The sequence below is a fragment of the Arthrobacter sp. Y3221048 genome (assembly GCF_059092685.1).
In genome coordinates, this window is record NZ_JBNHHX010000001.1 from 491,741 (window position 1) to 509,547 (window position 17,807).

The window sequence follows — 17,807 nt, forward strand, 5'->3', positions numbered from 1 at the left end:
CATGGAGCCTGAGGCCGTCCGGACGACGGCCTCGTCCCCCATGCCCGCCGGCCCTAAGGAAACTCCCCCATGGTCAAGAGCCCCGAGGACGCCCTTAAGGCGACCCTGGCCCGTGTAGCTCCGGGAACCCAGCTGCGCGACGGGTTGGAACGGATTCTCCGCGGGCGCACCGGTGCCCTCATCGTGCTCGGACACGACCAGCAGGTGGAAAAGATCAGCAGCGGCGGCTTCGATATCGGGATCGACTTCTCCCCCACCCGGCTGCGCGAACTGGCGAAGATGGACGGTGCCATCGTCTGCGACAAGGACGCCGCGAACATCGTCAAGGCTGCCGTGCAGCTGGTCCCGGACCCGTCGATTCCCACACAGGAGTCCGGCACCCGCCACCGCACCGCCGAACGGGTCGCCATCCAGACCGGGCTGCCGGTCATTTCGGTCAGCCAGTCGATGCAGATCATCGCCTTGTATGTGGAAGGCATCCGGCACGTGCTCGAGGGCTCCGAACCGGTGCTCGCCCGCGCCAACCAGGCGCTGGCCACGTTGGAGCGATACCGCGCCCGGCTGGACCAGGTCACCAGCTCCTTGTCCGCGCTGGAAATCGAAGCCATGGTCACCGTGCGGGACGTGGCGGTGACCCTGCAGCGGCAGGAAATGGTCCGCCGCATCTCCGACGAGATCTCCCAGTACGTACTGGAACTCGGCGTCGACGGGCGCCTGCTCTCGCTCCAGCTGGATGAACTGACCTCGGGGCTCGGTCCGGACAGCGAGATGATCCTGCGCGACTACGCCGACATCAAGGGCGGCATCGACGTCGACGCCGCCCTTCAGACGCTGCGCGGTTTCACCGCGAACGATCTGATCGACTTGGGCCGCGTCGCCAGCGTGATCGGTATCCAGGTAGGGCAGGATTCCCTCGACGCCGTGGTCCAGCCGCGCGGTTACCGGCTGCTGGCCGCAGTCAAGTCGGTGCCGCGGGCGGTGGCGGACCGGTTGGTCGACCACTTCGGCGGCCTGCAGTCGCTGATGGCGGCCAATATCGACGACCTGATGGCCGTGGACGGCATCGGCGAACAGCGGGCACGCGTGATCCGTGAAGGCCTCTCCCGCATCGCCGAAACCAGCCTCCTGGACCGGTTCCTCTGATTCCCCCGGCGTCCGCTAGCGCAGCTCGAACACGGTCTTGTCGCTGGATTTTTTGTCCAGCTTCGTGACCAGGACGTAGGTGCCCGGCTGCGGGTTGGCTTCCATCGGGGTGCATCCCGGGGCTGTGCGGTTCCGTTCCCAGACGAAACGTGCCTGCTCGGCCTTGCCCGGCTCAAGGGTCATCATCAGCGGCTCGGGGTCCACCTGGCAGTCTTTCGAGGAAAAGATCCGGTCCTCCCCGCTGGTGACCAGGAATTCCATGGCGTCAGTGCCGACGTTGACTTCGCACGGCACCTTGCCCTCGTTGGCCACCTCCATGATCAGGGTGGGGTTCTCCCCGCTCCCGTAGGCCGGGGCGTCCGTTTCGGCCCGGACGACGACGTCCGCGTCCTCGCAGCCTGCCGTGCCCGGGGAGGCGGGGCTGGCGGGTGCGGGGCTGGCGGCTGCCGGTCCCGGTGCCTCTGCCGCTGCTTCCGGCTCTCCCCGGCCCAGCAGGCCGCCCACCCACAATCCGGCCGCCACCAGGGCCGCCAGCACGATCACGGCCAGGGCCAGCACCACCAAACGGCGGCGGCGGTAAACGGCAGGGCTGGGCCGCCGGACGGGAGCCCGCCCGCGGGTGCCGGATGTGCCGTTTCCTGCCATGCCTTAAGGCTAAGGACAGCACCGGCCCGCGCCGTCACCACCACGCCGGGCAGTACAGTATTGGTTGGTCACATCGTAGGAGTTCCATGCCCCGCCCCGCCGCCGCACCGGCACCGTCCACCGAACCGGCTGACGCCGAACTGCTGCATTCGCGTATCCGGACCTGGTTCGCGGCCAGCGCGCGGGACCTGCCCTGGCGCCGCCCGGACTGCAGCCCCTGGGGCATCCTCGTCAGCGAATTCATGCTGCAGCAGACCCCCGTGGTCCGGGTGCTGCCTGTCTGGGAGCAGTGGATGCGCCGCTGGCCGCGCCCGGCCGACCTCGCCGCCGATCCGGCCGGAGAAGCGGTCCGGGCCTGGGGCAGGCTGGGATATCCGCGCCGTGCGCTGCGCCTGCATGCCGCAGCTGCTGCCATCGTTGACCGGCACGGCGGCCACGTGCCGGATGACCATGCCAGCCTGCTGCAGCTCCCCGGCGTCGGAACCTACACCGCAGCCGCCGTGGCTTCCTTCGCGTTCGGGCTGCCGGAGACGGTGGTGGACACCAATATCCGCCGCGTGCATGCCCGGCTGGTCACCGGAGCCGCCCTGCCCGCACCGTCGCTGAATGCCGCCGAAATGCGAACGGCGCAGCAGCTGATGCCGGTCCACGGCGTCAAGGAGTGGAATGCCGGCGTCATGGAACTCGGCGCGCTCATCTGTACGGCCAGATCGCCGCAGTGCGATGCCTGCCCGGTGCTGGACCGCTGCGCCTGGGTCAAGGCCGGCCGGCCCGAAGCCCACTACGTGCCCAAGGGCCAGGCGTGGGCGGGCACCGACCGGCAGGTGCGCGGCGCCATGATGGCCGTGTTGCGCGAGGCCGAGGCCCCGGTCCCGCGCGAGGTCCTGCTCGGCGGCGTCGAGCTGGCCGAACTGCCTGCGGCCTATCGGACGCCGCTCGCGGCACTGCGCGCGCTGCCTGCCGGCGACGAACAGTTGGGCCGTGCCTTGGACGGGCTGATCGCGGACGGTTTGGCCGTCACCTCGGGCAGCGGCATCGCCCTCCCCGGATAGAAAACGATTCCGGCCCGCCCCTCGGGCGCCAGTGCAGCCGCGCGGCGGCTGCTAGTCCCCGCCTACTGGTCGTCGCCGTCGCTGTGCTGCTCCTGATGGTCGTCGACGACGTCGCCGGCCTTGTCCTTGAGGCCGTCCAGCTTGTCTCCCTGCAGTTTGGCGGAGCCGTCCTGCTGCTCTGCGTTGTCGCCGCCGAGGATATCTCCCACACCCATGGTCATCCTTACCGTCGCGCCGGCGCGGGGGGCCGGCTGTTCCCTCCCCAACGCCTCCACCCTAGGCGGCCGGAGCGGAACGTGTCGACGGACTGCCGATCAAAGCCTGCGGATCATCCGGGTGTTGCCCAAGGTATTGGGCTTGACCCGGGCCAGGTCGAGGAACTCTGCCACGCCTTCGTCCGTGGAACGCAGCAATTCGGAATACACCTCCGGGTCCACCACCGACTGGTCGGCCATCACCTCGAAACCGTGCCGGGTGAAGAAGTCGACCTCGAAGGTGAGGCAGAACACGCGGCTGACGCCCAGGTCTTTGGCAGCGGCGATCAGCTCGTCGAGCAGGGCCCGGCCCACTCCCCTGCCGCGCCAGTGCGCTGCAGTGGCCAGCGTGCGCACCTCGGCGATGTCCTCCCACATGACGTGCACGGCGCCGCAGCCCACGATTTCACCCGCCGGCGTCTCCGCGACCCGGAACTCCTGGATGCCTTCGAAGTACGCCACCGCCTCCTTCTCCAGCAGCACCCGTTTGTCGGCCAACGGCTTGACCAGCCGGCGGATCTGGACGACATCGGAGGTGCGGGCGGGGCGGATACTGAAGGCGTCGGTCACCCAGTCAGTCTAAAGCCCCAGTTCGGCCGGCAGTTCGCTCTCCTGGTCCAGCACGTGCCGGGCGAGGAAGTTGCAGACCACCGAATACCAGATCCGAGCATGCTGCGGCGAGAGCACCCAGTGGTTCTCGTCCGGGAAGTACAGGAACCGGTGCGGGGTCTTCCCGTCCGCTCCGGCGGCCCGCTGCGAGCGCGACAACAGTTCGTACCAGAGCCGCAGCCCCTCTCCGATCGGCACCCGGTAGTCCTTGTCGCCGTGCACCACCAGCATGGGGGTGTTGATGTTCTGCACGTGCAGGTGCGGGGAGTTTTCAAGGGCCATCTCCGGCGTCATCTCCCGCTGCCAGTACGGGGAAACATCCGTCGTCGGCCCGAACTGGTCCAGCGCCCAGAGGCTGGCGTGCGTCACGATGGCCCGGAAACGGTCGGTGTGCCCGGCGATCCAGTTGGCCATGTAGCCGCCGAAGGAACCGCCCATCGCGGCCGTCCGCGTCCCGTCGATGTCCTCCCGCTGCACGGCGGCGTCGGTGATGGCCATCAGGTCCTCAAAGGGTGCCTGCCCCCACTGCCCCCAGCCCCGCCGGATGAAGTCGTCGCCGTAGCCGGTGGACAGGGCCGGGTCCGGCAGCAGGACCGCGTAACCCTGCGCCACCAGCAGCCAGGGGCACCAGCGCCAGCTCCACGCGTTCCACGAGCCGAGCGGGCCGCCGTGCACCCACAGCACCAGCGGCGCCGGCTTCTGCGCGGATGCATCGGCGGGCAGGGCCAGCCAGGCACGCACCGCGATGTCTGCGCCCCCGGCGCCCACCGTCGTCGTAATCTCTTCCAGCCTCCCGCCCAGCTCCGGGCGGGGCGCGGGCGACGGCAGGACCGTGGCCTCGCCGGAGGACAGGTCGATGCGCACCGGCTCGGGCGGAAACAGGTAGGAGCTGCGCAGCGCGTAGGCGAACTGCCCGTCCGGGCTGACCACGACGTCGGTGTAGGCCGCGTCGTCGTGCGTCACCTTGCGCACGGCGCCCGTCGCGACGTCGATGCGGAACACCGGCGTGCGGCCGCCGTCATCGGCGGTGACCAGCAGGGCCGAACCGTCGGGCAGCCAGGCCGCGGGGCTGGGCCAGCGGTCCCAGTCGGCGGCCAGCGGACGCAACTCACCGCCGGCCAGCGGGAGCAGTCCCAGGGTGACGGAAGGAATGGTCTCGGGCCCGGAGACGGACTCGCAGGCCACCACCACGGTGCGGTTGTCGGGGCTGACCGGGCCCGGCGCGTAGTCGGTGTCCGGGCTCTCCAGCAGGATCCGCTGGACGCCGGTGGCTGTGTCGACGGCGGCGAGCACGCTCCGGGCGTCGCCCCGCGCCTGCGGCCGGCGGACATTGACCACCAGGGTGGCGCCGTCCGGGCTCAGCTCGGCGGCGGTTTCCAGCAAGGCGGTTCCCGCCCAGCCGGTGATGTTGCGCAGCCGGCCTTTAAGCTCGTCGTCCACCGTGAAGGTTCGGGCTGCCTCCTCCGCGTTGCCCTCGAGCACGAAGTGCCGCTTTTGCCCCGGACCCAGGTCGTGGTCCCAGAAGCGCACCGGGTACCCGGAATGCAGGATCGCCGAGACTTTCTTGTCTTTCCGCGCGGCGCGGCGGTTCGCGTCGTCCTCTTCGTCGGCGGCCCCGCCCAGGACCTGGGCGTCGACCACCACGGTGTCAGCGTCCCGCGCGCAGCGCACCGCGGCGACTCCGCCGGGGCGGGACAGAACCATGCGGCCTTCGCCTCCGGCGGCCGGCAGGCGCCACAGGGCCGGGACCGGTTCCTCAGCCGACTCCTCGGGATCGGGCCGGGCGGACGTGAAGTAGAGGTCGCCGTTGCGGGCAAAAGCCGCCCCGGACTCGCCCTTGGAGCTGCGGGTGATCCGGCGTGCCGGGCGCTCACCGCCCGGATCGACCTCCCAGAGGGCGGAAACGTATTCGGTGGAGGCAGGGTTCAGCACGCTGACGCAGGTGACCAGCCGGTTGCCGTCCGGGCTGAGGGCCAGGGACCCCAGCCGCGGCATCGCGATGAAGCGGTCGAGGTCGTGGAACGGGGTGGCGGCGGCCTGCTGGGTGGGCAGCTCGGGCCGCATTTCGGAAGTAACTGCTTCAGAACGCATGGATTCAGTAAACACTACTTGTGTTCCCGATCACAGAAGGCGGGGGCAATTCGCGGCTTTGCTACGCGATGCGGCCCGTCCGGTTAAACGGGAGAACCCCGGCCGAAGCCGGGGTTCTCCCTGCGCAGTGCAGTGCAGGCTACTGGGACAGTGCCGGGGTGTCCGGGACTCCCTCGATTGCCTTGGGTGCTCCGGTGCTGCTGAAGACGAACGTCGCCGCGTCGTCTTCGCCCTCGACGTCCACGTGGATGGTCTCGCCCGGGTGGAACTCGCCGAAGAGGATCTTCTCGGAGAGCTGGTCCTCGATCTCCCGCTGGATGGTCCGGCGCAGCGGCCGGGCACCCATCGTGGGATCGTAGCCGCGGGTGGCCAGCAGCACCTTGGCCGCGTCGGTCAGGTCGATCTTGAGGTTCTTCTCCGCGAGCCGCTTCCGCAGGCGCTCGACGAACAGATCCACGATCTGGACGATCTCTTCCTCGCTCAGCTGCGGGAAGACCACCGTGTCGTCAACGCGGTTGAGGAACTCGGGCCGGAAGTGCTGCTTGAGCTCATCCTGGACCCGGGCCCGCATCCGCTCGTATCCGGTCTTGGTGTCCGTGCCGGACTGGAAACCGGTCATGACGCCCTTGGAGATGTCGCGGGTGCCAAGGTTGGTGGTCATGATGATCACGGTGTTCTTGAAGTCCACCACGCGTCCCTGGCTGTCCGTCAGGCGGCCGTCCTCGAGGATCTGCAGCAACGAGTTGAACAGGTCCGCGTGTGCCTTCTCCACCTCGTCGAAGAGCACCACGGAGAACGGGCGGCGGCGGACCTTCTCGGTCAGCTGACCGCCTTCCTCGTAGCCCACGTAGCCCGGAGGGGCACCGAACAGCCGCGAGACCGTGTGCTTCTCCGAGTACTCGGACATGTCCAAGGTGATCAGCGCGTCTTCCTCGCCGAAGAGGAATTCCGCCAGGGCCTTGGCGAGCTCGGTCTTGCCGACGCCGGTGGGGCCGGCGAAGATGAACGAGCCGGAGGGACGGTTGGGGTCCTTCAGGCCGGCACGGGTACGGCGGATCGCCTGCGAGATGGCCTTGATCGCCTCGTCCTGGCCGATCACGCGCTTGTGCAGCTCGGCCTCCATGTGCATCAGGCGGCTGGACTCTTCCTCGGTCAGCTTGAACACGGGAATGCCGGTGGAGTTGGCCAGCACTTCTGCGACCAGGTCTTCGTCCACTTCGGCGATCTCGTCCAGGTCGCCGGACTTCCAGGCGCGTTCCTTCTCGGCCCGCTCGTCCTGCAGCCTGCCTTCCTTGTCCCGCAGCGTGGCAGCGCCTTCGAAGTCCTGGGCATCGATGGCCGATTCCTTCTGCTTCTTCAGCTCGGCAATGCGCTCGTCGATGTCCTTGAGCTCCGGCGGTGCGGTCATCCGGCGGATGCGCAGCCGTGCCCCGGCCTCGTCGATCAGGTCGATTGCCTTGTCCGGCAGGAAGCGGTCGGAGATGTACCGGTGGGCCAGGTGCGCGGCGGCATCGAGGGCACCGTCGGTGATGGACACACGGTGGTGCGCCTCGTAGCGGTCCCGCAGTCCCTTGAGGATCAGCACGGCGTGCTCCACGGACGGCTCTTCCACCTGGATCGGCTGGAACCGGCGCTCCAGCGCGGCGTCCTTCTCGATGTGCTTGCGGTACTCGTCCAGGGTGGTGGCACCGATGGTCTGGAGTTCGCCACGTGCCAGCATCGGCTTCAGGATGGAGGCTGCGTCGATCGCGCCCTCGGCGGCACCCGCACCCACCAGGGTGTGGATCTCATCGATGAACAGGATGATGTCGCCACGGGTCCGGATTTCCTTCAGGACCTTCTTCAGCCGCTCCTCGAAGTCGCCGCGGTAGCGGGAACCGGCCACCAGGGATCCCAGGTCCAGCGTGTAGAGCTGCTTGTCCTTGATGGTCTCCGGCACGTCGCCACGGACAATTGCCTGGGCCAGGCCCTCCACGACGGCGGTTTTGCCGACGCCGGGCTCGCCGATCAACACGGGGTTGTTCTTGGTGCGGCGGGAGAGCACCTGCATGACGCGTTCCATCTCGTGCTCGCGCCCGATCACCGGGTCGAGCTTGGATTCACGCGCAGCCTGTGTGAGGTTCCGGCCGAACTGGTCCAGTACCACCGATCCGGCAGGAGTGCCCTCCTGCTGCTGGCCGGCGGTGACCGGCTCCTTGCCCTGGTAACCGGAGAGCAGCTGGATGACCTGCTGGCGCACGCGGTTGAGGTCGGCGCCCAGCTTGACCAGCACCTGGGTGGCCACGCCTTCGCCTTCGCGGATCAGGCCCAGCAGGATGTGCTCGGTACCGATGTAGTTGTGGCCAAGCTGAAGTGCCTCGCGCAGCGACAGCTCCAACACCTTCTTGGCGCGCGGCGTGAACGGAATGTGGCCGCTCGGAGCCTGCTGGCCCTGGCCGATGATCTCCTGGACCTGCTCACGAACGCCATTCAGCGAGACGCCGAGGAACTCCAGTGCTTTGGCGGCAACGCCCTCACCCTCGTGGATCAATCCGAGGAGGATGTGTTCGGTGCCGATGTAGTTGTGGTTGAGCATGCGGGCTTCTTCTTGAGCCAGCACGACAACGCGACGGGCACGGTCGGTAAATCTCTCAAACATCTCGCACACTCCTAGCTACTGCGTACTTTGATGCTACGTGGCCGGATGGCCGTTGTGCGGCCTGTTCGCCCTAGGGGTAATGCCCCCCACAGGACGGCAAACGGGGCGGACAGTTGCCTGTCCGCCCCGCCGATCGATCTGCCCGTGTGGAACGGGCCGCCCGTTATCCCCCGTGGGCGGCCTTGTAGGCCTCGATGATTTCGGATTGCACACGTCCGCGATCGCTAACGTTGTAACCGTTCTCCCGTGCCCACGCGCGGATCGCCGAGGCGTCCTGGTTGCGTGTGCCGCCGGCCGGCTTGGCGGCCTTGGAGCCCCGAGCAGGAATCTTCCGGCCGGAAGAAATGTACGGCTTGAGCGCGTCGCGAAGCGCCTCGGCATGCGATGAAGAAAGATCAATTTCGTAGCTGCTGGAATCCAGGCTGAACCGGACCGTTTCATCGGCCGAGCCACCATCCAGATCATCAACCAGAATGATTTTTACTTCTTGCGCCACAGAAGGCTCCTTTGGGTGGGTGTTTCAATATGTCCGGAATAATCCGAACCATACTTATTATGTCCCACACTCCATTTCAAGGCAATACAGCCGGATTCGGTCAGCCTGCAATCCGGCATGAAGCATATCGGGTTTGACTATGAGGGAAATGCCGGTATGCCGCGGGCGAATGTGATTAAAGGAAAAACCCCGGACAATTGATGCTTGCCCGGGGCCTGCCCCTATTCCTCGCGGCCTTCGGCCGCGCGCCTTTCGGCTTCGCGCTCGGCCTCGGCCAGCGCTTCGCGTTCTTTCCGGTCCGCGTTGAATATGGCTTTCATCACGAAATAGAACAAAAGCCCGACACCCAGCGACGGCGCAAGTACCCACAGATATTCCATGCTCAGCCCAGCTCCGGCTTCAGCAGCGGGAACAGAATCGTTTCGCGGATTCCCACCTGGGTGAAAAGCATCACCAATCGGTCGATGCCCAGTCCGATTCCGCCCATCGGCGGCGCCCCGTATTCGAGGGCACGCAGGAAGTCTTCGTCCAGCTGCATTGCTTCCTCGTCTCCTGCCGCCGCCATTCGCGACTGCTCGGTCAGGCGTTCGCGCTGAATCACCGGATCAATCAGCTCCGAGAACGCGGTCCCGCGTTCCATTCCGCCGATGATCAGGTCCCAGGCCTCAATCAGCTCCGGATTGTCCCGGTGGTTGCGCGCGAGCGGCTGCGCTGCCGGCGGGTAATCGTAAACGAAGGTCGGCTGCAGCAGCGTCGGCTCGACGATTTCGCCGAACAGTTCCACGACTACCTTCTGGGTGTCCCACTTCGGGTCGATCTTCACGCCGTGCTGTTCGGCAATTTCGCGCAGCACCTCGCCGCCGGTCTGCGGGGTGATTTCCCGGCCCACCGCTTCGGACAAACCGGGATAGACGCCCAGCCAGCGCCATTCCCCATTCAGGTCGATGGTGCCCTGCGGGGTTTCAATCACCCGCGTGCCTATGGTGTCGGCCACATTCAGGATCATTTCCTTCATGCGCTCCCCCATGACGAACTGGTCGGCATACGCCTCGTAGCTTTCCAGCGTGGTGAATTCGGGACTGTGGGTGGAGTCAACGCCTTCATTGCGGAAAATCCGGCCGATCTCGAAGACCCGGTCAATGCCGCCGACCACCGCGCGCTTGAGGTAAAGCTCCGTGGCAATACGCAGGGTCATGTCCTGGTCGAAGGCATTCAGGTGTGTCTCGAAGGGACGGGCCGTCGCGCCTCCGTGGACCAGTTGCAGCATGGGGGTCTCCACTTCCACGTAGCCGTGGGAGTGCAGGGTCTCCCGGATGGAGCGGATGACGGCAGCACGGGTGTAAACCATCCGGCGTGCTTCCTCGCGCACCATGAGGTCCACGTAGCGCTGGCGCACTCGGGTCTCCTCATTGAGGCCGGCATGCAGCACGGGCAGCGGTCGCAACGCCTTGGAGGCCATCTGCCAGGTATCGGCCATCACGGACAGTTCGCCGCGCTTGGAGCTGATGACTTCGCCGCGGATGAACACGTGGTCGCCCAGGTCCACCAGCGCCTTCCAGTCCGCGAGCGCTTCCTCGCCGATGTTCGCCAGGCTCAACATCGCCTGCAGGCGCACCCCGTTGCCTTCCTGCAGGGTCGCGAAGCAGAGCTTGCCGGTGTTGCGGATGAAGACCACGCGCCCGGACACTCCGACGATGTCGCCGGTGGTCTCGTCTGCCTCGAGGTGGCCGTACTTTTCACGCACGTCGGCCAGCGTATGCGTCCGGTCCACGCCCACCGGGTAGGCCTCGACGCCGCGCTCCAGGAGTTTGGCGCGCTTGGCCATGCGCACATGCATCTGCTCGGAGGCGTCGGCAGCCTCGGCTGCGGGATGTGGGGTGGGGGAATTATCGCGGGTCACGGTAGTTAAGGGTACCGGTACCGGGGCCGGGCCAGCCAAACGTCCCGGGGCTTCGTCCCGGGGCTTTCAGTAGCCGAGCTGCGCGTTGTCGATCAGCCGCACCGGACCGACCTTCGCGGCCACCAGCACCAGGGCCTCGCCGGTGAAGGGGGTTTCCCTGCAGTTAAAGGCCAGCGGCTCGAGCGTCCGGGGATCCACCACTTCCAGATAGTCCAGCTGGATGAGCGGGACCGACCCGATCATGGCCAACGCGCCGTCCACGTCCAGCGGCTCGTGCCGGTCGGCCTGTCCGCGCAGGTAGGCCAGGCTGCGGGAAAGCACCAGCGCCGCTTCCCGCTCGGCCTCGTTCAGGAAACGGTTGCGGCTGGAGAGTGCCAGCCCGTCGTCGTCGCGCACCGTGGGCACACCCACAATGTCCACCGGGAAGTTCAGGTCGGCCACCATGCGCTTGACCAACACGAGCTGCTGCGCGTCCTTCTGGCCGAAGTAGGCGCGGTAGTCGGCTGCACCGGCCGCCGCGGGCAGCCCGTAGTGGAGCAGCTTGGCCACCACGGTGAGGGCGCCGTCGAAGTGGCCCGGGCGGGAGGCGCCCTCGAACTTCGCACCGAGCGCGCCGGCGGAGATCCTGACCAGCGGCTCGCCGTCCGGGTAGACCTCTTCCAGGGCGGGCGCAAACACCACGTCTGCCCCGCACGCCGCCAGCAGGTCCAGGTCGGCCTCCAGCGTGCGCGGGTAGCGGTCCAGGTCCTCCTGCTCGCCGAATTGCAGCGGATTCACGAACACGGAAACCACGACGACGTCGCACGCCTGCCGCGCGGCGCGCACCAGCGCGGCGTGGCCGGCGTGCAGCGCTCCCATGGTCGGTACCAGTCCCAGCGAGGGCCGCCCGGCGGCCCCGGCTCCCGCCAGCAGGCCGGCCGTGGCGTCCTCCAGTTCGGCGTGGGTCTTCACGAGGCGGGGGCGGGTGGTCACGGGTTCTCCTCCGAACGGGACTGGGCCAGGATGTCCAAAATCTCGGTTGCGCGGGCCTCTTTCAGCAGGCCCCGCCGGAGGGCGCGCTGGGCCGTTGCGCGGGCCAGTTCCTCGTAGGCCAGCCGGATGTCGGTGCCGCCCGAATCCACTTCGCGGCGCAGCAAGGCTTCGTGGTGGCTGCGGACGGTGCCGGCGTCGCCGCGGGCCACCGGTCCGGTCAGGGCCGCTTCCCCGGAGGCCAGCGCGTTCTCCAGGGAAGCCCGCATCAGCGCACTGAGCACGCGGTCGGGTTGCTCCACGCCGGCTTCCGCCAGCAGTTGCGCCGACTGGGCTGCGATGGTCACCAGGTGGTTCGAGGCGTGCGCCAGGGCGGCGTGGTAGAGCGTACGGTCCTTCTCGGCGATGACCACCGGTTCGCCGCCCATCTCCACGACCAGCGCCTGGGCGATCGGCAGCACCGTGGCCTCGGCAGTCACCCCGAAGCTGCAGTCATTGAGCCGGGCGAGGTCCAGGCTCATGCCCGTGAACGTCATGGCCGGGTGGATGGCCAGCGGGATGGCGCCCTTCGCCCGTGCCGGCGCAAGCACGGCGGTGCCGTAGCGTCCGGAGGTGTGCACCACAAGCTGGCCCGGCTGCCAAACCCCGGCCGCGGCCAAGCCGTCCACCAGCTCCGGCAGCGCATCGTCCGGTACCGCCAGCAGCACCAGTTCGGCCCGTTCCACGATTTCCGGAATCTGCAGCACCGGAACGCCGGGCAGCAGGTTCTCGGCCCGTTCCCGGCTGTCCTCGGACACCGCGGACACCCCGACCACGGCGTGCCCCACTCCGCGCAGCGCGGCACCGAGGACGGCACCGACCTTGCCGGCGCCGATCACGCCGATGCCCAACCGCCCGGGCCTACTCCTGCCCGCCATCTCGGCCCTCCCTCTCCCGCTGTGGTTCGTCCTGCCGCGCCGGCCCGCGGTCGCCGTCCTGGCGCCCTTCGGCCGCCTCCGGTACCTGACCTGGCCCGGCTCCCCGGGCTTCCAGCCAGCGCTCCGGCACACTGCGGCGCCTGGCCGCGGCGGCCCGGACCGACTGCTCGTCGAAGAGCCGGCGGGCGGTGTCGGCGTCGACCTGGTAAATCACCGGCGTGACCGGCCCGGCGGTCGTGTGCAGGCGCAGGTCCGCCACGCGCAGGCGGCGGGCCAGCGGGCCCTGGTGCAGCGCGATGGACTGGGTCCGCTCGTGCGGCACCACCGAGAGGCTGCGCCAGAGCCGGCCGCTGCGGGCCAGCAAGGCGGTCCCGGTGACGGCGAAGCCGTTGCGCCGCCAGGTCAGCCAGGACAGCCAACGCACCCGCCGCGGCGAGGTGACGAATCCACCGTCGGAGGCACCGGCGTCGTCCGGGTCCCTGGCCGCGATCCCGTCCAGGCCCGCCCCGAAGACGGTGAACGGGTCCTCGGTGCCCGGGTCGGGGAGCACCAGGGCCAGCATTTGCATGACTTCCTGCTGCGTGCCCACCGGCAGCAAAGTGGTGCGGGCGCCCGCGTTCTCAGCGCTGAGGCCGTAGCCGGCCACGTTCACGCGCATCCGGTACCAGCCCTTGAAGCGCCACAGCGGGGACTGCATGATTTCCACTGCCTGCACGCGGCCGGGCGGGACGGTCTGCGCCCGGGTCTCCAGCAGGCCGTAGCGGAGCCGGATGCCGTCCGGGGAGATGGCTGCGCGGAAGTTGTAGCCGGTGCTGAAGGTGGACCAGTAGCCGGCCACCACGCCGAACGCCGCGGGGACCAGGAAGGCCGGGCCGAACGCGGCGTCGAATACAAAGGTCGAGAGCCCGGCCGCGATGAGCATGATGAGCAGGAACACCGTGGTTCCGGAAAGCAGCGCGGCGCCGAGGATGCGGCCGCCCGGGATGGCCAGGATCTGCTGTTCGGGGGCTTCGGCCACGGCTTCCTGCGGGTGGCCGGGATCGCTGCGCAAGCCGGCGGCCCGGGCCAGGATGGTGGCGCGCAGCTGCTGCGCCGACGCCAGCGGCAGGTAGGCCAGGCGCACGGCCGATTCGCCGGCGTCGGCCACTTCGAACTTCAATTCGGCCAAGCCGAAAATCCGTGCCAGCAGCGGTTGGATGACGTCGATCGCCTGCACCCGGTCCAGCCGCGCCTGACGGTGCTGGCGGAACAGGACGCCGGAGTTTACGCGGACATGGTCATCGGTGACCTGGTACCGGGTGAACCACCAAGACAGGAAGAACCCACCCACCAGCAGCACGGCGATCACAACCATGATCAGCACGGTCCAGACGGCGCGGCCCCCGCTCAGTCCCCAGAACTCGTCCCCGCGGAACATGGCCTCGAACCAGTCCCGGCCGAAGAAGTAGGCGATCGCCGCCAGCGCTATCCAGCCGCGGACCAGCGGCGAGATGGGGTGCACCCGGTGCCAGGTGCCGGCGGCGTCCGGTGTCAGGGGCACCCCTTGGGAGGCCGGCACCACTTCGCCGGGCGCATCCGGCCCCTGCCCGGGCAGCGGGGCCTGCCCGTTGCTGCCGGGGACGGTCATAGCCCGGCCAGCCTTGCCTGCCCGCGGTCGGAGAGTTGTTCGCGCAGCCGGGCTCCTTCAGCCGCCGGTACTCCCGGAATGCCGGCGTTGGTCTGCGGGCTGGCAGTGTGCAGCTTCACCGAGCACAGGCCGAAGGCCCGCTCGAGCGGTCCCACGCCAACATCCACGTACTGCATCCGGCCGTAGGGAACCACCATGACGCGCTGGAAAAACAGTCCGCGCCTGATCAGCAGGTCCTCATCGCGTTCGGCATATCCGATGGCCCTGACCTGGCGGGGAATCAAGAGCCCGGCCCAGACGCAGAGCGCGAGCGTGCCCAGGCTCAGCAGCCAGCCGAGCCACGCCGGGAATCCGGGCCAGAAGCCGGTCAGCACCAGGACGAGCGGGGTGGAAAGCAGGGCAACGACAACTAGCGTGAAAACGGCCCAGCTGACCAGCCTCACGGTGACGTACTTGGGCGAGACCCGGATCCAGCTGATGCCGGCCGGATCGATCGCTTCGCTAGGCATACTCCCCCTCGCCTTGGGCCTCGGTACCGTTGTCCTTGGCCGCTTCGGTGTCCTCGGGCGGAAGCTTGCAGAAACGCTCCACCGCCAGCCCGATCACCACCATGGCCAAGCCACCGCCCATCATAGCCAGCACGGCCGGGAGCGCCCCGAGGCCCGGCCGGTACAGCAGCAGCATGAGCTGGTCCACCATGATGCCGGTGTGCCATCCGAAGATCAGCGACCCGGCATAGGCGCAGGCCTGCGCCAACACGAGCGTGCGGGCCGCGAGTACCGGATTCAGCTCCTTGTCCCGTTTGCCGTTGCGCCAGCGGCGCACCTTAAGGCCGAGCACCAGGGTGAAAACGGCGATGGCGGCCATCGTCACCAGCGAGGAGAGATGCAGGACGGGCACCGGCAGCCCGCCGCGCGCGGCGACCAGGTTCCCCAGCCATCCCAGCACGGCGGTGACGACGGCGATGGTCGCCAGCCAGCGGTATCTGATGGTCCTCACGAAGCCCCCACCCCGCCGGACACTATTGACCGGCTTCGAACGGCTCGGATTCGTAGGGTTCCACGCCGTCCAGGTCACCGGCCGCCTTCGCCAGTTCGCCGACCGGGACGCCGTTGAGCGTGGCGCTCGAGTCCATCCAGGCCCAGGGGGCCAGCACGAAGGCGCGTTCATGCGCCCGCGGGTGCGGGATGATCAGGTCCTCGTCGTTGAGCGTCAGGTCGCCGTAGGTGATGATGTCCACGTCCAGCGTCCGCGGCCCCCACCGCACTTCGCGGGTGCGGTGGTGCTTGTTTTCCACGGCCTGGCAGTGGGCCAGCAGCTGGTGCGGATCCAGGTCGGTCTCCACCTCAAGCACCATGTTCAGGTAATCCGGCTGGTCCTCGGGACCGCCCACCGCCTTGGTCTGCACCACTGCCGAAACTTCGCGCAGCCGCACGTGGGGGGTGTCCACCAGGTCCGCCACCGCGTGCGAGAGGGTGTCACTGCGTGCGCCGAGGTTGCTGCCCAGCGCCAGTACGGCGCGGACACTCATGGCTGCTCCCGGTAGATGCTGACCGTGACATCGGAAAATTCCACCTGGATGGGTGCCTGTGGCTTGTGCAGCGTGACCTCGACCGCCGCCACGGCGAACGTGCGCAGCACGTGGTCCGCTATCCGTTCGGCCAGTGTTTCGATCAGCTGCAGCGCCTCACCGGTGATGATGGCTTCCACCTGGTCGGCGAGCTCGGCGTAGTTTGCGGTCTTCGCCAGGTCGTCGTCGGCCGCAGCGGGCCGAATATCGGTGTGCAGGACTACGTCGGCGATGAACGGCTGGCCGTCGCGGCGCTCGTGCTCCAGCACGCCGTGGTAGCCCACGGCCTTGATGCCGGAAACCTTGATGAGGTCCGGCCGTGCCGGAGGTGCTGGCGTCACGTCGCGCCCTACTTGGTCCAGGCGGCGGCGACTTTGACCGCGTCCAGCGAGGCGCCGGCGTCGTGCACGCGCACGCCCCACGCGCCGTTGGCAGCGGCCAGCGCGGAGACCGCCAGCGTGGCCTCATCGCGTTCCTTGGGTGCGGCGGCCTTGCCGGCGGTGGTCAGCAGGGAACCGAGGAACCGCTTGCGGGATGCGCCGACCAGCACCTTGTGCCCCAGTTGCGCGATCCGGTCCGTGGCGCGCAGCAGCTCCCAGTTGTGTTCGGCGTTCTTTGAGAAGCCCAGTCCCGGGTCCAGGATGATCTGCTCCGGCGCTACGCCGGCGGCGACGAATTTGTCGCGCAGTTCGGTCAGCTCCGCGAGGACCTCTGACACCACGTCCTGGTAGTCCGCCTTGGGATCGACGTCCCGGGCATCCCCGCGCCGGTGCATCAGGATGTAGGGGACCTTCCGCTCGGCCACCAGGGAGGGCATGTCCGGGTCATGGGTCATGCCGGAGACGTCGTTGACAATGGCCGCCCCGGCGTCCAGCGCCTTGGCCGCCGTGTCCACGTGCATGGTGTCCACGCTGATCAGTGCGCCGGCCTTGACCAGTGCCTCGATGACCGGCAGGATGCGCTTCTGCTCTTCTTCGGGGGTGATCGAATCGGCGTTGGGGCGGGTGGACTCACCGCCGACGTCGATGATGTCGGCGCCGCCGTACAGCAGCTTCAGCCCGTAGGCAATCGCCGCTTCCTTGTTGGCGTGGTCGCCGCCGTCGCTGAACGAATCCGGGGTGACGTTCAGGATGGCCATGACGACGGCGCGGTCGGTGGGCAGGTCCGCAAACTTCTTCGGCTCACGCGCCTTGCGCAGCACGGGCAGTGGCGACGTGGCGGGGCCGGTTCCGGGGACTGCGGCGAGTGAATCCATCTAGGTGTACCGTCTCTTCTTTTCGCTAACGTCCGAGGATCAGGCTCATGGCCTCGGCTCGGGTGGCCTGCTCGCGCAACTGGCCGCGCACGGCCGAGGTCACTGTCTTCGCCCCCGGCTTGCGGACACCGCGCATCGACATGCACATGTGTTCGCATTCGACGACGACGATCGCGCCCTTGGGCTCCAGGTACTTGACCATGGCCTCGACGATCTGCGTGGTGAGGCGTTCCTGCACCTGCGGGCGCCGGGCGTAGATCTCCACCAGGCGGGCGAGCTTGCTCAACCCAGTCACCTTACCGTCATGGGACGGGATGTAGCCAATGTGGGCGGTGCCGTGGAACGGGACCAGATGGTGCTCGCAGGTCGAATAGAACGGGATGTCCTTGACCAGCACCATTTCCTCATGGTTGATGTCGAAGGTGGTGCCGAGGATGTCCGCCGGGTCCTGATGCAGTCCGGCAAACACCTCCGCGTACGAACGGGCGACCCGCTGCGGGGTGTCCCGCAGGCCTTCGCGGTCAGGATCTTCCCCGACGGCGATCAGGATCTCGCGCACCGCCTTCTCGATCCTGGGCAGGTCGATCAGCGGGTCAAAATCCAGCTCGGCGACAACGTCATCGTATTCGGTCACGTATGTG

At 68.1% G+C, this 17,807-nt stretch carries 19 protein-coding genes; 2 read left to right on the forward strand and 17 right to left on the reverse strand.

Going from position 1 to position 17,807, the window contains the following annotated elements:
- Positions 1 to 69 precede the first annotated feature (69 nt).
- Complete coding sequence (gene disA / locus AC5RVS_RS02305; RefSeq protein ID WP_493988478.1) at positions 70 to 1,143, forward strand: DNA integrity scanning diadenylate cyclase DisA; 1,074 nt, start codon at positions 70 to 72, stop codon at positions 1,141 to 1,143.
- 15 nt (positions 1,144 to 1,158) lie between these two features.
- On the opposite strand, the gene AC5RVS_RS02310 is transcribed toward disA, so the two are convergent.
- Entirely contained in the window at positions 1,159 to 1,788 is a 630-nt protein-coding gene (locus AC5RVS_RS02310) for a hypothetical protein (protein WP_494106954.1), read from the reverse strand.
- A gap of 86 nt (positions 1,789 to 1,874) precedes the next feature.
- Here AC5RVS_RS02310 and AC5RVS_RS02315 point away from each other — a divergent pair, with 86 nt between their 5' ends.
- Positions 1,875 to 2,840 carry an HhH-GPD family protein gene (locus AC5RVS_RS02315; protein WP_494106955.1) on the forward strand — a complete coding sequence of 322 codons (966 nt, stop codon included), beginning with the start codon at positions 1,875 to 1,877 and terminating at the stop codon, positions 2,838 to 2,840.
- A gap of 62 nt (positions 2,841 to 2,902) precedes the next feature.
- Here AC5RVS_RS02315 and AC5RVS_RS02320 read toward each other — a convergent pair whose 3' ends face one another.
- The 16 genes from AC5RVS_RS02320 to folE all read right to left on the reverse strand — a co-directional run bounded on the left by AC5RVS_RS02320 (position 2,903) and on the right by folE (position 17,752).
- Positions 2,903 to 3,055 (reverse strand): hypothetical protein, encoded by a 153-nt coding sequence (locus AC5RVS_RS02320; protein WP_493988475.1) that lies wholly within the window; start codon positions 3,053 to 3,055, stop codon positions 2,903 to 2,905.
- A 99-nt stretch (positions 3,056 to 3,154) separates the two neighbouring features.
- Positions 3,155 to 3,664: an amino-acid N-acetyltransferase gene (locus tag AC5RVS_RS02325; RefSeq protein WP_493988474.1), complete on the reverse strand. Its 510-nt coding sequence runs from the start codon at positions 3,662 to 3,664 to the stop codon at positions 3,155 to 3,157.
- 9 nt (positions 3,665 to 3,673) lie between these two features.
- A complete protein-coding gene (locus AC5RVS_RS02330; protein WP_494107302.1) occupies positions 3,674 to 5,767 on the reverse strand; it encodes a S9 family peptidase in 2,094 nt (697 codons plus the stop codon).
- A 166-nt stretch (positions 5,768 to 5,933) separates the two neighbouring features.
- A complete protein-coding gene (locus AC5RVS_RS02335) occupies positions 5,934 to 8,432 on the reverse strand; it encodes an ATP-dependent Clp protease ATP-binding subunit (protein ID WP_494106956.1) in 2,499 nt (832 codons plus the stop codon).
- A 163-nt stretch (positions 8,433 to 8,595) separates the two neighbouring features.
- Positions 8,596 to 8,928: a histone-like nucleoid-structuring protein Lsr2 gene (locus tag AC5RVS_RS02340; protein WP_493978319.1), complete on the reverse strand. Its 333-nt coding sequence runs from the start codon at positions 8,926 to 8,928 to the stop codon at positions 8,596 to 8,598.
- Positions 8,929 to 9,149: 221 nt separating this feature from the next.
- A complete protein-coding gene (locus AC5RVS_RS02345; RefSeq protein WP_493978318.1) occupies positions 9,150 to 9,308 on the reverse strand; it encodes a hypothetical protein in 159 nt (52 codons plus the stop codon).
- 2 nt (positions 9,309 to 9,310) lie between these two features.
- Positions 9,311 to 10,828 carry a lysine--tRNA ligase gene (gene lysS / locus AC5RVS_RS02350; RefSeq protein ID WP_494106957.1) on the reverse strand — a complete coding sequence of 506 codons (1,518 nt, stop codon included), beginning with the start codon at positions 10,826 to 10,828 and terminating at the stop codon, positions 9,311 to 9,313.
- 66 nt (positions 10,829 to 10,894) lie between these two features.
- On the reverse strand, positions 10,895 to 11,800 hold the full coding sequence (gene panC, locus AC5RVS_RS02355; protein WP_494106958.1) for a pantoate--beta-alanine ligase: 906 nt from the start codon (positions 11,798 to 11,800) through the stop codon (positions 10,895 to 10,897).
- Positions 11,797 to 12,714, reverse strand: a complete 918-nt coding sequence (locus AC5RVS_RS02360; RefSeq protein ID WP_493988470.1) for a Rossmann-like and DUF2520 domain-containing protein — start codon at positions 12,712 to 12,714, stop codon at positions 11,797 to 11,799. The genes panC and AC5RVS_RS02360 overlap by 4 nt, the downstream gene beginning before the upstream one ends.
- Positions 12,698 to 14,341: a PH domain-containing protein gene (locus AC5RVS_RS02365; RefSeq protein ID WP_494106959.1), complete on the reverse strand. Its 1,644-nt coding sequence runs from the start codon at positions 14,339 to 14,341 to the stop codon at positions 12,698 to 12,700. The genes AC5RVS_RS02360 and AC5RVS_RS02365 overlap by 17 nt, the downstream gene beginning before the upstream one ends.
- Positions 14,338 to 14,850 carry a PH domain-containing protein gene (locus AC5RVS_RS02370; protein WP_494106960.1) on the reverse strand — a complete coding sequence of 171 codons (513 nt, stop codon included), beginning with the start codon at positions 14,848 to 14,850 and terminating at the stop codon, positions 14,338 to 14,340. Before AC5RVS_RS02370 ends, AC5RVS_RS02365 begins: the two co-directional genes overlap by 4 nt.
- Positions 14,843 to 15,340 (reverse strand): DUF3180 domain-containing protein, encoded by a 498-nt coding sequence (locus AC5RVS_RS02375; RefSeq protein ID WP_494106961.1) that lies wholly within the window; start codon positions 15,338 to 15,340, stop codon positions 14,843 to 14,845. Before AC5RVS_RS02375 ends, AC5RVS_RS02370 begins: the two co-directional genes overlap by 8 nt.
- Before the next feature lie 22 nt (positions 15,341 to 15,362).
- Positions 15,363 to 15,872 (reverse strand): 2-amino-4-hydroxy-6-hydroxymethyldihydropteridine diphosphokinase, encoded by a 510-nt coding sequence (folK, locus tag AC5RVS_RS02380; RefSeq protein ID WP_493988466.1) that lies wholly within the window; start codon positions 15,870 to 15,872, stop codon positions 15,363 to 15,365.
- Positions 15,869 to 16,252 carry a dihydroneopterin aldolase gene (gene folB, locus AC5RVS_RS02385; RefSeq protein ID WP_494106962.1) on the reverse strand — a complete coding sequence of 128 codons (384 nt, stop codon included), beginning with the start codon at positions 16,250 to 16,252 and terminating at the stop codon, positions 15,869 to 15,871. The genes folK and folB overlap by 4 nt, the downstream gene beginning before the upstream one ends.
- Before the next feature lie 8 nt (positions 16,253 to 16,260).
- Positions 16,261 to 17,166 carry a dihydropteroate synthase gene (folP, locus tag AC5RVS_RS02390; protein WP_493988464.1) on the reverse strand — a complete coding sequence of 302 codons (906 nt, stop codon included), beginning with the start codon at positions 17,164 to 17,166 and terminating at the stop codon, positions 16,261 to 16,263.
- Positions 17,167 to 17,191: 25 nt separating this feature from the next.
- Positions 17,192 to 17,752, reverse strand: coding sequence for a GTP cyclohydrolase I FolE (gene folE / locus AC5RVS_RS02395; RefSeq protein ID WP_493988898.1), 561 nt, complete (start codon positions 17,750 to 17,752; stop codon positions 17,192 to 17,194).
- Positions 17,753 to 17,807 lie beyond the last annotated feature (55 nt).

What these genes read in the sequence shown, in the direction of transcription:
- disA (WP_493988478.1), top strand. Translation starts at nt 70, where the DNA reads ATGGTCAAGAGCCCCGAGGACGCCCTTAAGGCGACCCTGGCCCGTGTA.
- AC5RVS_RS02310 (WP_494106954.1), bottom strand. Translation starts at nt 1,788, where the DNA reads ATGGCAGGAAACGGCACATCCGGCACCCGCGGGCGGGCTCCCGTCCGG.
- AC5RVS_RS02315 (WP_494106955.1), top strand. Translation starts at nt 1,875, where the DNA reads ATGCCCCGCCCCGCCGCCGCACCGGCACCGTCCACCGAACCGGCTGAC.
- AC5RVS_RS02320 (WP_493988475.1), bottom strand. Translation starts at nt 3,055, where the DNA reads ATGGGTGTGGGAGATATCCTCGGCGGCGACAACGCAGAGCAGCAGGAC.
- AC5RVS_RS02330 (WP_494107302.1), bottom strand. Translation starts at nt 5,767, where the DNA reads ATGCGGCCCGAGCTGCCCACCCAGCAGGCCGCCGCCACCCCGTTCCAC.
- AC5RVS_RS02335 (WP_494106956.1), bottom strand. Translation starts at nt 8,432, where the DNA reads ATGTTTGAGAGATTTACCGACCGTGCCCGTCGCGTTGTCGTGCTGGCT.
- AC5RVS_RS02345 (WP_493978318.1), bottom strand. Translation starts at nt 9,308, where the DNA reads ATGGAATATCTGTGGGTACTTGCGCCGTCGCTGGGTGTCGGGCTTTTG.
- AC5RVS_RS02360 (WP_493988470.1), bottom strand. Translation starts at nt 12,714, where the DNA reads ATGGCGGGCAGGAGTAGGCCCGGGCGGTTGGGCATCGGCGTGATCGGC.
- AC5RVS_RS02365 (WP_494106959.1), bottom strand. Translation starts at nt 14,341, where the DNA reads ATGACCGTCCCCGGCAGCAACGGGCAGGCCCCGCTGCCCGGGCAGGGG.
- AC5RVS_RS02370 (WP_494106960.1), bottom strand. Translation starts at nt 14,850, where the DNA reads ATGCCTAGCGAAGCGATCGATCCGGCCGGCATCAGCTGGATCCGGGTC.
- folK (WP_493988466.1), bottom strand. Translation starts at nt 15,872, where the DNA reads ATGAGTGTCCGCGCCGTACTGGCGCTGGGCAGCAACCTCGGCGCACGC.
- folP (WP_493988464.1), bottom strand. Translation starts at nt 17,166, where the DNA reads ATGGATTCACTCGCCGCAGTCCCCGGAACCGGCCCCGCCACGTCGCCA.